This window comes from Chitinophaga barathri (genome assembly GCF_003807585.1).
GTDB classification, from domain to species: domain Bacteria; phylum Bacteroidota; class Bacteroidia; order Chitinophagales; family Chitinophagaceae; genus Chitinophaga; species Chitinophaga barathri.
In genome coordinates, this window is sequence record NZ_RMBX01000007.1 from 173,486 (window position 1) to 186,058 (window position 12,573).

12 protein-coding genes are annotated in these 12,573 nt (G+C 42.5%); all 12 read right to left on the reverse strand.

The features are described from left to right. The 12 genes from EG028_RS14160 to EG028_RS14215 all read right to left on the reverse strand — a co-directional run bounded on the left by EG028_RS14160 (position 1) and on the right by EG028_RS14215 (position 12,561). The gene (locus EG028_RS14160) at positions 1–1,212 is read right to left on the reverse strand and encodes a polysaccharide biosynthesis protein (protein WP_120517204.1); all 1,212 of its coding nucleotides are present in this window, start codon (positions 1,210–1,212) and stop codon (positions 1–3) included. Beyond that, the gene (locus tag EG028_RS14165) at positions 1,209–2,129 is read right to left on the reverse strand and encodes an NAD-dependent epimerase/dehydratase family protein (RefSeq protein WP_241559132.1); all 921 of its coding nucleotides are present in this window, start codon (positions 2,127–2,129) and stop codon (positions 1,209–1,211) included. Before EG028_RS14165 ends, EG028_RS14160 begins: the two co-directional genes overlap by 4 nt. After that, complete coding sequence (locus EG028_RS14170) at positions 2,126–3,187, reverse strand: glycosyltransferase (RefSeq protein ID WP_120517202.1); 1,062 nt, start codon at positions 3,185–3,187, stop codon at positions 2,126–2,128. The genes EG028_RS14165 and EG028_RS14170 overlap by 4 nt, the downstream gene beginning before the upstream one ends. Further along, complete coding sequence (locus EG028_RS14175; RefSeq protein ID WP_120517201.1) at positions 3,184–4,266, reverse strand: glycosyltransferase family 4 protein; 1,083 nt, start codon at positions 4,264–4,266, stop codon at positions 3,184–3,186. The genes EG028_RS14170 and EG028_RS14175 overlap by 4 nt, the downstream gene beginning before the upstream one ends. Continuing rightward, a complete protein-coding gene (locus tag EG028_RS14180) occupies positions 4,263–5,120 on the reverse strand; it encodes a glycosyltransferase family 2 protein (protein WP_120517200.1) in 858 nt (285 codons plus the stop codon). The genes EG028_RS14175 and EG028_RS14180 overlap by 4 nt, the downstream gene beginning before the upstream one ends. Then, a complete protein-coding gene (locus tag EG028_RS14185; RefSeq protein WP_120517199.1) occupies positions 5,110–6,447 on the reverse strand; it encodes an O-antigen polymerase in 1,338 nt (445 codons plus the stop codon). The genes EG028_RS14180 and EG028_RS14185 overlap by 11 nt, the downstream gene beginning before the upstream one ends. 28 nt (positions 6,448–6,475) lie before the next feature. Further along, positions 6,476–7,195, reverse strand: coding sequence for a glycosyltransferase family 2 protein (locus tag EG028_RS14190; RefSeq protein WP_120517198.1), 720 nt, complete (start codon positions 7,193–7,195; stop codon positions 6,476–6,478). Then, the gene (locus EG028_RS14195) at positions 7,192–8,172 is read right to left on the reverse strand and encodes a GDP-mannose 4,6-dehydratase (RefSeq protein WP_120517197.1); all 981 of its coding nucleotides are present in this window, start codon (positions 8,170–8,172) and stop codon (positions 7,192–7,194) included. Before EG028_RS14195 ends, EG028_RS14190 begins: the two co-directional genes overlap by 4 nt. Then, on the reverse strand, positions 8,169–9,275 hold the full coding sequence (locus EG028_RS14200; RefSeq protein ID WP_120517196.1) for a glycosyltransferase family 4 protein: 1,107 nt from the start codon (positions 9,273–9,275) through the stop codon (positions 8,169–8,171). The genes EG028_RS14195 and EG028_RS14200 overlap by 4 nt, the downstream gene beginning before the upstream one ends. Positions 9,276–9,277: 2 nt before the next feature. Beyond that, the gene (locus tag EG028_RS14205; protein WP_120517195.1) at positions 9,278–10,078 is read right to left on the reverse strand and encodes a class I SAM-dependent methyltransferase; all 801 of its coding nucleotides are present in this window, start codon (positions 10,076–10,078) and stop codon (positions 9,278–9,280) included. Continuing rightward, on the reverse strand, positions 10,066–11,415 hold the full coding sequence (locus EG028_RS14210) for a lipopolysaccharide biosynthesis protein (protein WP_120517194.1): 1,350 nt from the start codon (positions 11,413–11,415) through the stop codon (positions 10,066–10,068). The genes EG028_RS14205 and EG028_RS14210 overlap by 13 nt, the downstream gene beginning before the upstream one ends. Positions 11,416–11,484: 69 nt before the next feature. Beyond that, the gene (locus tag EG028_RS14215) at positions 11,485–12,561 is read right to left on the reverse strand and encodes a Wzz/FepE/Etk N-terminal domain-containing protein (protein WP_120517193.1); all 1,077 of its coding nucleotides are present in this window, start codon (positions 12,559–12,561) and stop codon (positions 11,485–11,487) included. Between the last annotated feature and the right edge of the window lie 12 nt (positions 12,562–12,573).

Genomic DNA, 12,573 nt, shown 5'->3' on the forward strand with positions numbered 1-12,573 from the left:
TTACATTTTTTGATCCAGGTTCATACCGGTTTCAATATGATTAAAAGTATCGATCTTCTTCGACAGAAATTCTACGATTTCTTTTTTTGATGAATTCGCATCAAATATTTCATTCAGTTCCCGGATGAATTCATTCATATCATTTTTGCTTTTGTTGATTTCGGCATCAATTATTCCGATGGCATGCAATGCCTGCATATCAACCTTTTCTTCGTTGGTGAAAAATTCCTCAAATGCTTTCTCTCCGCTTGTAACGGATTTAAAAAGGTGTAGAGGATAAGCAATGGAATTTTCGTTGAGGGTTTCAGCAAAGGCTTTTGCATCTTCTTCCGTATCAAACACCCGGGGAGTAAACCCGCAATACTCGAGAAAATCCTTCGCGATCTCTGAAAAAGTTTTCATTTCCTCCTCGCTTATTTTCGGGAAAAATATATTTGCGCTTTTACCGAGAATGCAGGCCAGCAGGCAAAGCTCACCGGATTCCCTTGGAGAGACAAAATATCGTTTAATATCGGTTGGACTTGATAAGGGTTGACGCTTCATGATTCGCTCTACAAAGCCGGCCAGCAAGCTGCCGTTTGAAAAAGCGACATTTGCAAATCTCGCTGTTGTTACTTTCATGTCACGGGAGTAACTTAGTATAAGCTCTTCCATTATTTTTTTACTGGCGCCCATGATATTAACGGGATTGGCAGCTTTGTCCGTAGACACGCAGAAAAAATGACGGGGGGGATACTGTAATATCTGATCAAGCAGATACTTAGCATTGATAACATTATTGCGGATAAGCGCCTCGATAGAAAAAATGTCCTTTTCACTTCGGACATGTTTGTGGGCAGCAAAATTGGCAACGATATCGAAGCCTTTATGACTGTCGAATATTTTTGCGAACACGGAGTCGCTAAAGTTGATCGGGTAGGTAATAAAGTCTTTCGGCACGTGAAGATCGGCGGAACTTCTGATATCCCGCACCAACTCCGTCAACTGATTTTCGTTTATGTCCACCACCACGAGCTTGGACGGTTTGAACCTCAGCAGTGCTTTGATATAGCTCGATCCAATCGTGCCTGCTCCCCCTATTACCAGAACACTCTTTGAATTGATTGCTTCAGCAAGTGTGTTTTGATTGTTCGTGAGGTCTTTCTGAAAAATACTTTCTTTACGATTGGTTATTTTATTATCTATAAATGATTGCAGGTCAAAATTTCTCATTGTAAAAAGGTTAATGATGAATGTGGCTTCCAATTTAATTCTTTTCTCGCTTTATCATCGGAGAATGTTAAAGTACATGTAATTTTTTCAAAGGTTTCTGAAGTGAAAAGCGCCGGCAGACCGAATCTTGCACACAGATCCCCCAAGCGGGCTGCTCCCTTCAATAGCCATTTTGGTATAATAAAATAGATGTTTTTTTTATATTTATTTCGAATAGCCTCTTCAATCGCATAAAACGAAGGGTGCTCACCGTCAGTGAGGTTGAATATACCGTTCCGGTCACATAGTGATGGGATCAGGCGCGCGACATCTTCCCCCAGCACCATGCTTTTGCGGGCATGGTTTCCGCTGATACGGATATACCGGGATTTTGAAATAGTATTTATCATTTTCCCGAGATTACCGGGGGGATTTGCTCCGGCAATAAGCGGTAGCCTGAGTATCGTGCAGTTCAGATTATTTTTGACGGCCCATTCCCGAAGAGCGGCTTCTGCTTTTATTTTCGAAAGCGCATATGGGCTGTTGCCATTTGTTTTATGACCTTCATCGATATCGGTCCCTTTATCGTACCCGTATACTGCAACTGTACTGATAAAGACTATTGCCCTGGGTTTGACGGGAAGGGCATCCAATCCTTCCAGCAGGCGAAGAGTACCCTTATAATTAACTTCATAAAAGTTATCAGCTTCTTCAAGGCTCCTGGGAACTATGTGTGCTTTGCCGGCTGCATGCACGACCATGTCAATTTTTACCCCGCTGCCGAAGATGGGTACCTGCCTGCCAAGGTCACATATAATATGATCTGTGGAATTGCATGGTGCATTCCTGCCTAATGTGATAAGATGGTTTTCACCGGAAAGTTTATTACAAATGATGTTTCCAAGGAACCCCGACGCCCCGGTTAGCAAAATGTTCATGACCAGCCAGCAATTAGATTATAATAGGAAATATACATTGACGAATTTTTATTCAGGTCAAAATTTTCACTGAAAAATCTTGATGAATTCCGCTGGAATTTTTCCAGGTTGTTCATACAGGAAACTATACCCTGCTTTATAGCGGGCACATTGTTATCGATAAGTTCTCCGTTTTCCCTGATCAGCTCGCTGCATCCACCAACATCGCTTATTACGATGGCAAGGCCGGCAGACATTGCTTCCAATGCCGATAAAGGTAAGCCTTCGCTTTTTGAGACCAGCGCAAAGATATCGTATGAAAGGAAATCCTGGAAGAAAGGTATCTCACCTTTGAGTTCCAGATTTGTCAGCTGCCGGCTGTTTATGATTTCCCGAAGTTCAGTCATTTTATTTCCATCCCCTACTATGGTAAGTGTTGCATCAGCGATGCCTTCCATTGCCTCTGCCAGCATTTCAGGCAGCTTAGGATGGCTAAGCCTGCATACTGTAAGTACTCTGACCGGCCTATCTGCCGATGCCGCGCGTGGTGTTCCTGCTTTACATGGGTAAATGGAGTTAAGGATAACTTTCAGCCTGGATGGTTTTATGCCAATCGTCTCCTTTGCAATTTTCAAATCGTTTTGCGATACGCAGAGCACACCATCGGAAAGGGTGGACAGGAAACGTTCTACTTTGTTGAACACAATGCTGATCAGCCCCCCGTTATAGACCGATGACCAGCCATGCGTGACATAAATGGAGCGGGTTCCCGCAAACCTGGCTGCAAGGCGGCCATAGAGCCCGCCGTTGGCGGAGTTACAAATTACAAGGCCTATATTGTTCGAGCGGATGAATGATTTCAGCCGAATTAAATACTGAGGTGAAAGCCGTGATTCGATCCCGGCGTCTATAAGACTTTCCCTGATTTTCCCCCCGGTAGTTTCCGTCAGCCATCCTGCACGATTTGTAGCCAGGTAACAATTGAATCCCGCCGAGGTCAAAATATCCACCTGTTCTTTCACGAATTTCTGGGCGCCGCCGATCTCACTTTTAGTTATTACAAAAAGTACGTTTTTCATATTTGTTTTTTTGCATGATCCCGTATGTCGATGGCATGGATCATCTTTACAAATTCCGGCCCCCAGCGCTCATATGAATAATGTTCCTTTACCCTTTTCCTGCCGGCCTGTCCCATTGTTTCCCTAAGCTCCGGTGAATTTATCAGCAGGGAAAGGTGTTCACCCCATTCCTGCAGGTCATTTGCAATAAAACCGGTTTCTTCCGTTATAATTTCCAGATTGGCAGGGAGTGGAGAGCCTACAACGGGGAGGCCCGCTGCCATGTATTGGATCAGTTTGAACCCGCATTTCCCTTTTTCCCAAAGCGTATCTTCCAGTGGCATAATACCAATATGACATTTGGAAAGCTCTTCCGCTTCTGTGGCTGCGCTCCACTGCAGGGTGCGCATGGGTATATTGGGGATTTGGATATTTGCGCCGATTACCACCAGTTCAATATTATGATCAGAAGCCAGCGAAGCCAGTATTTTTTCTAAAAGAGTAAGATATCGGGCTGTTCCGGGGGAACCGATCCATACAATGCTCACGGGCTTTGTTGATTTTTCAAGACCTGCTGGTTGAGCCTGGTAACGGTCGAAAAAAACAACTGTGGGTAGATATTTTAACCGGGTAGTTCGCGAGAAAATGGAGCCGTACCAGTGATTACCGGCAGTTACCAGCGCCGCTTTCTCAGCAAGGGTGGATATTTTCCCACCCAGTATTTTTTTTAAGAGAGGATGGTGCAGGTATCTTGCGGTAATATTATCGTCAAAGTCCAATACGTAAGCCGTTTTCCCAAGCAGTAACTGTTCAATAAACCCGGGACAATAAGTAAACAGTTCTTTTTCTATAATGAGCAAGTCAAACCGGCTCCTTTTGGCCAGCAGGTACGCAGCACGGTATAAGATGCCGTATGCCATGCCGGCCACCCTTTTCAGCTTGTTTTTCTTTTTATACAAATCGTCCACATATCCGTTATATAATAACGGCAAAAAAAACAGCATATCTCCACTTTGCTTAAAGTACTCCCTGTAATTGTAATACCTGTATCGCGAGCTGGAGCCTTCTTCGTGATATTTTGGTAGAACTAAGATTTTCATATACTCGTAGTAATGCCGTTAATCATTCCTTTTATCATGCTCTTGAATTTCGACCATCTCTGTTTTTCGAAAAGCAGCATACCAAAGATAGTTTTCAAGGTGGACAGCACATCTCTGGCCACCCATCCCGGTAATTTTACGCCGTATTTTTTCCAAATTATAATTTTGTTTCGGATAAGGTAATATCTCCTGAGTGGGGAATGGTTGGTGATTATGAACCGGATGCCGGCAAATGTTCTCATTCCACTGTTTCCCAGCTGGTGATATAGCACGGCATTACGGGTAATGTAACACAGATAATTTTGCTGATGCAGGCGGAGGCATAGTTCGAAATCGACGTAGTCAATAAAAAGTTTCTCGCAAAACCCCCCTGCGCTGAGAATAATGTCTGTTCTGTACAGTGCGCCTGAAGTTATCAGCGTTAACGCCGGGCTGATGACTCCGGCGGAGGAAATAGTATGTTGATTCATGGATGCTCCCAGCCGGAAATCTTCATAGACGGGGCCGGTAATCGCGGTATGTTTGCCCGTTTGAAGGAAGGCTTGATAGAGAACAGCGACCATATTTTCGCCAGGGCTGGAGTCCTGGTCGAAGCTGATAAAGTAGCGGAAGCCATTCCCGGCTGCAAATGCCAGTCCCTGGTTAAGGGCTGCGGCAATGCCTACATTGGTTTCATTCCTGATAAGGATGGCATTATTGCCTGCCAGCTCTTTCCATTGGCTCCAGTTGGAGGAATGATTATCTATAATGACAACCTTGGTTACCTGCTGGGTTATACACGCAAGGTTTCCCAGCAATGCGGGTATTTCGGGATTGAACGTTATTATTACACCTAATATCTCTTCAGAAGCCATCTTTTCCGGATTTAGCGGGCGAAATTAAAAACATCTTAGCCAACAGGTAGGAAATCGTAAAAAGGATCGCGAACATCAACAATGTGTAAAACAGCTCATTGAATACAAAAGGCGCATCCGAAGGAAGCGCGGTAGCCTGGATGAATAATATCGCATAAATTAATGACCCGAATATATTTTTGGGAAGTTTGCTATAAAGCTTATTCCTGAAAAATCCGAGAAGCAGGCCAAGTATAAAGGAAAATAAAATAGCGCCAGCCCAGCCATAAAAAATGTATCCAAAAATATTATGCCGTGCGTTTGGACCGGTACCAAGGTCATCGCCGTAGATAATTTCCGTTATCTGGAACCCCAGTACTTTAGGCCGGTATATATCGAGGAACAGAAAATGATTTAGAAAGCTAAATAAATTCCCTCCAAAAAGATAATTAAATGAGCCTGCCGGATCAATTTGTTGCAAAACAGTATCATGATATGCCATCACATATATATCCCCATACCCGACGATCCTATATAACAACATCAGGATAGAATTGCCGAGGTTGGTACCAGCGGTAATGGAGATGATCATGATAGAAAAGAAGACGCTGGCAATAAACAGGAGCTTAAGCTTTGATCTCACTTTTTCAAAAAGGTCGCTGCTGATCCCCAGGTTGGGACTGTATAGAACATACGCGAATATAGCCACGATAAGGGATAGCAGGTTGGATTTTGAACCGGACAGTATAAAAGTGAGGACTGTAAATAACAAGACTGTCACATTAAAGAAAAGATTCCCCAGCTGGTTGACAAAAAAATCTTTACGGAATAATTTATCGATCAGCAGATAGATCGTAATAAACTGTGCAGTGCCGATAATGTAAAAAATGTACCCTGTGCCTTCATATAAAGTCAGTCTGGATTTATCGGAGAACAATGGAATGCCTATTTGCTTGTAGCTATAAAGCTGAAAGACAATAAACAGGAATGCAGCTACTCTAAACAGGATAGCTGATGTAATCTTTAATGAGATTCTTAGCGGTTGGGGGGGGATTGTCGGAAACTGTGCAGAAATGGGCTTAAATACAAAAAAACCGGCAAAAAGGGCTAGTTCGGTAAGGATGAAGCTGACAAGGAACTTGTATTCGACGATTCCTTTAAGAAAACAGAAAATTACTGTACTTGCGCTAATTACGTTTGAAAATAGCTGGATGAGCAAAGGATCGAACAGGCTGTATACCTGTTTACGGAATAGGAAATAATAGATCACTCCCATACATACCGCCAGGAAGGCAAAAGTAGGTATGTCGTTTTGCAAGTAATCAAAAAGGAAGATAAAAAATTCCATAATGTACTTTATGATCTATTATGTATCGTTATTTTGGTTTAAAGAATCGTGAAAATTTCAATAGAATTGTCTGTAGATATACTAAGAGTCCCAGGTTTTTTCTTACCAGCGATGAATGAACGGCGTCGAACCTGGCGTCGGTCTTTTTTGCGCTTGTACCATCCCGGTCATTGAATATGGCAACCAGAACCGGTATATAAATAAATTTTGAGGCGCCCAACTCCCTGAATGCTTCGAGGTTATATGCATAGTCTGCACAGATGCTGTATTCCAGGGTATATTGCTTTTTACTGTAAATTGATCTGGGGTAGAAGATAGCCTGGTGGGATATATTCCGCCTGGCAAGCAAGCTCGCGCTGGACTGTCCATGATACAATATGTGCCGCCCAGGCATATACACATCGCCGTAATACAAGGCATCTTTGTCTGTAATGCGCTCAACAAAATTGCTGATGCTGTCTTGTAGCAGGTAATCATCCGCCCCGAGAAATAAAAGCCAATCCCCTGTTGCTATCTTGAGGCTTTTATTCATGGCATCATATATGCCTTTGTCGTTTTCACTTGTTTGATAATTAATTACATGGCTGTAATTCCTGATAATATCCTGTGTTCCATCGGTAGACCCACCGTCGATAACTATGTACTCAGTGTTTGAATACTGTTGGTCGGCTACGCTTCGGATCGTCCGTTCCAGTGTTTTTGCCCCGTTATAAACGACCGTGACGATGGAAATTTTATGGTCACTCACAGTTGAGAATTGTTATTTTTATTGTTTATGAATGCCTGCTCTTCTTTTATCAGCAGATCGATAACGTCAAAGAAGCTATATTGGTAATCCCAGTTCAGCTCTTTCCTTGCCTGTTCATTGTCTCCGTAGATATCTTCAATATCTGTAGGCCTTAGCAGGCTTTTGTCTATATAATACTTTTCTGTGGAAATATTGAGAGTTTTGAATACATATTCAATAATGCTACGAAGCTTAACGCTTTGCCCGGAACAGATGATATAATCCTTTGGACAGGGTTGCTGCAACATGAGCCACATTGCTTCCACGTATTTCGCCGAATACCCGAAATCTCTGGAAATATCAATATTGCCAACTTTCAGCATCCAGTCAGGGTTGTCTTTATTTTGTACTGCTTCGCTGATAATTTTTTTCACAAAGAAATTACCCGCCCGCAGGAAGGATTCGTGATTAAATAAAACCCCATTACATGCATACAGTCCGTAAGATTCACGGTAGTTTACCACCATCCAGTATGCCGAAGCCTTGGAGATAGCGTAGGGGCTGAGCGGGTGCATAGGGGTCTCGATAGTTACAGGCAGGTTTTTGACTTTCCCGTACATTTCACTGCTGGAGGCCTGGTAAAACTTAATATTTTTTTTGGACAGCCGGATTGCTTCCAGCAAATTGATAACAGAGGTGGTGTTGAATTGCAATGTGCCAATTGGCTGACTGAAAGACAAACCTACAGAGCTCTGAGCAGCCAGGTTGTAAATTTCATCGAAATCCTGCGTTTTGATCAGGTTGATAACTGCAGACAAGTCCATCAGATCACATTCCTCGATCTGCACCTGATGTTCAATATTGAGGTACGCCAGGCGTTCGAGATTGGCGGTATGATTGTTCCTTGTAATTCCTGTGACACTATATCCCTTTTCCAGCAGCAACTTTGCCAGGTAGGCGCCATCCTGTCCCGAAATGCCCGTTATTATTGCTTTCATCTCTTAATTGAATTATATAGATTAACGGACTGTTCATATGTCTTATCCCAGGAAAATAATTTAAGCCTTTCGTACCCCTTTGCTGCCAGCTGTTTTCTGCTATCGCTGTCATCCATCAGGCTTCGGATACAATTGTACAGGGAATTTCCGTCTTCGGGATTGAAATACATGGCAGCATCCCCTCCCACTTCCGGCAATGAGCCTCCTGTACTAAGTATGCATGGGCAACCGCAGGCAAAAGCCTCCAGTACAGGTATGCCGAAGCCTTCATAGAGACTGGGAAATACAAATATCTCCGCATTCTCATATAGATTCCGGAGCGTATCATCGTTAATGGGAAAATGATGTATGTGGGTATGTAACCCCTGTTGCCGGATAGCGGCATTTTCACTCTCGGAAAATCTCCCTCCGCCCGCACAAATAATGTGCAGATCATATTGGCGTACTAGTTCAGGAGCGAGAGTCAGCAGCTCCTGGAAATTCTTATAAGAGTTCCTATTACCCACAAAAAGCAAGTAAGGATGTGAATGCAACCGTTCTTCTTTTTTGTCTGATAAAACCAGGGAGTTCCCGAGATGAATTACTTTGATTTTACTGCCGTCGGTACCGAAAATATCCATGATATCTTTTTTGGTGGATTCCGAGATGGCAATCACAGCAGAAGATTCCTGCAGTAGGATTTTTTTATTGTTGAAAATCGTTTTATCCTGTGCGAGTGAAGCATACCTGTTCGAGAACTTTTCATGAATCATATCCAGGAAGGTTACAACGAATGGCCTCTTTCCAATGTGTTTCAGGAAATATGGATCGTAATAAGTTGGATGAAAAACATCGTAGTTGGATATTTTTAATTTGGTCAGACTATATGTCTTATTGATAGAATACATCAACCGGGTCTTTCCGCGGAAGTTTTTCCCGGGAACAAACGGTCTGGTTGCCTGGTATGTATTTTTATTCAGGTATGCGTTATTGGAAAAGAACAGGGAAACATCGACGTCCATATCAGGGTCATCAATACCCCGTCTGATAACTTCATAATAATAACGTGAAATACCACCGAATTCCTGCAGCGTAAACGTTTGATGATCAAATAATACCTTCATGGTTATTGCCTGATTTTATTGAGAATGGAATTAAAGTCCTTCGGTAAATAAGACGGCTTTCGGTTAAAAATTTCGCTATAGGCACGGGCTATTTTTCTTTTTACGATACATGAAAATGTAAAACTGGATAATCGTTTTTTTGTCAGCAGGTGAATATTTTTTCCATTGGAGTATAAATGCAGGCCAAATCGTCCGGCGAGCGCCTCCAGTGAAGCCAGTGTGAATAAAGAGATGTGCTGTCCCGTTTCAGGTGTGAAGTACCACCAGTTGTTAAAGTTAACGTCCTGGTTTGGTTGCAGCTCCGTAGAAAAAAGTATGTTATCACTGTACTTTAGCATTTTTTCCATTTCAGCTACGGGGTTTTCCAGGTGCTCAAATACTTCAAAGGCGGTCAGCAATTCAAACCGCAGATTATCGGGAGAAAGATCTGTTATATCAAAATGCTTTGCGAACAGGTTCTCACAATAAATATCCTGCCTGTAGTAATCAAATCCGGCATCCCTCATCAGCCGCACCAATACGCCATAGCCACCACCATAGTCTATGAACTGCTTCGTGGGGTCATAAAATTTCAGAACTATGGCCTGGATGATCGGCAACAGGTGGTTATTCCTGGTTAGCAACCCGATATCAAGCGAGGTGATTGCATTTTTGTAAGCTTCCTGCAGCCAGTAAGGCTGCTCGGTTTGAATGAATCCGCAACTGGCGCATTTAAAATACTTAACGACATACTTTGAAAGTACTTTTCCTTCCAGGTGCAAATTGGAAGACGTGTTGCATATTTTGCAGATTACTTGTTCCAAATTCCTTTAGCTTTATTGGTAATTAGTTTACGATATTGAATAGGAGCCCATACAGATCCGAATAAAAGGCAAATGGATGTCCCAATTATAATGCCGCTTAACCCCAGACTTGTGTACTTGGAAAGATAATAAGAAAGGGGAATAGTTACAATGCCTGTCAGGATGCTATTAAATAACTGCAGCCTGATCTTGCTGATACTGTTGATATAGGTGGCAAAAATACTGTTCCAGTTGGAAATAGTTACAAAAATTGCCATGCCTGCGGACACCGAAAAGGGTACAGTTACCTCGGGGCCTAGCCATAAACGGTACACTTCCCTTGAAAAAACAAGCATAATAACTGTGCCGAGAACAGATAACAACCAGACATAAATAAGTTTTCGTACGGAGCCGGATATCCATTGGTTATCATGCCTTACATGTGCTTCTGTAAAAGCCGGCCAGTAGGGCGTCAATATGATGGAAAATACCATTGTTACAACACTGAAATACCTGAATGCAATATTGTATGGTGTTACTTCGGCGGGGCTGAAGATTTGGCTGATCATTATATTGTGGGTGGAAAATATGATGATCACCATTACTTGTATAACGAAGAATTGCAGGCCCAAGCCGAAAAGGTCTTTTACCAGGTAAGACCGGATGTGAGATACCTTCGGCCTCAAAGAAGAGTACATGGAATCTTTATAGAAAAGAAAAAAATTGGCCAGGAGCAGAACAGCAATTGGGCTTAAGGTTGTTAATGCCACAAAGTTAAATAGAGAGGGCTGGCTTAATTTTGTCAGAACAAAAGTGAGAAGCAGTACAGTGACGTTGGTGAGGAAGTTAATCAGGCCTGCAAGCGCCGATCGCTGGCTGGCGGTAACAATTACGCTTATCAGGTCCAGTACGAATTTTAGCCCGAAGGAAAAGAACACCAATAAGGCGCAACGGGTCAATATGCTTTCTGAAACGATGTTAGTATTCAGAATTTTTTGCCAGTTGAGGAAGCTATTGATTATAACAAAAAGCAGGAATAATGAACCCATTATGATAGCAAGGGAGGCATATGCTGTGCTTACATATTGCATGCCTTTTTCCCTGTCGTTGTTAGCCAGGGAGATTGATAATTTATTACGTAAGCCGTTTCCCAGGCCGATATCAAAGAAACCTAACCAGCCAATAATGGAACTAAGGGTTAGCCATACACCATAGTTCTCTTTGTCCAGAAACTTTATTATTATAGAAATTAGCAACAGTGATACCAAGATGCTACCACCTTTGTATATAAAGGCCAACAATACATTTTTCTGTGCACGTTGACTTCGCAATATGCCTAAGCCTTTAGTTGCTTCCATTAATTGGTTAAATGTTTACAGGTTCTCTGTCTCTTATTACTAGAATGTACATTTCGAAGGCCCTGGAGCCTAGACCATGATCTTTTTATACAAACGGCGTAAAATCAAAAAGGCCGCTGTTAGCAAGACGCTTAAAAACGCGCCAATCACAATTCCTTTCAGTTTTCCAAATCTCTTTTTTTCCAAAGGAAGGATTGGAGTATCAACTATTTGTATAATAGGCGTCTCCTGGGTCATAGACATCCTGCTCAACTCAAGATTTTTCACTACTTCACCATACATGGTCTGTAGTACAATCTTGTCCCGTGTAACCACCTCAGTTCCTACTTTTGCCAAGCTACGCGCTGGATTCAGGTTGAGGTCCTGTGACGCGGCGGCAGAGTATGTTTTGCGGTTCAGTAATGTTTCAAGGGAATCAGCTTTCAATTGCAATTTGTCGACGTTGGTCTTAGAACGTTTCGTTTTTGTCTGGATATAAAAATCTGTGGCTTCTTTTACAAGTGTCTCAGCAAAGTACTTAGAAAAAATATCACTCGGCGAAATGCATTGAACTGCTATGAAACTTAATTTTTTATCGGGTTTAATAACGGATAAGTTCTTTTTGGTGATTGAAATATATAAGGTATTGAGTATGCTGTCTTGCAGCCGTGTAAAATTTTTTCTGTCGGCTCCGGCGGCAAAACTGATCTTTTTTAAATCCGGCTTCTTATCATAAACCTCTCTGAGGTTGTTTGAAGTGATATAAAGATCCGCCAGGCTTTGAATTTTCCCGTTTGCGTCAACGGCGGTGAGAAGAGTCTTCTCCACCATCAGTCTCGATTTCAGGAACTCAATGATGTTGTCTCCTGCGAAAATACCGCTCCCTGAACCTGATCCGAGGTCAATCCCGAACTGACTAGCCAAGCCAGCATATCCGGCAAGGCCGCCCGACTTATTCTCCTCGAGGACAAATGTGAGATTCGCTATGTATCGGGGCTTGACTAAAAAAGCATATGTGAAGCCAAGTCCGGCGCCCACCGCGCCAGCCAGTATAAAAAAAAACCATAATCTCCACAGGAACCTGATCCATTCCTTCATTTGAAGGATTAGTTGTTTTATCGAAAGTTCTTTTTCAGGCTCTTCCTGATTTAGTATAGTTGGCTCCATGAAATGGTTATT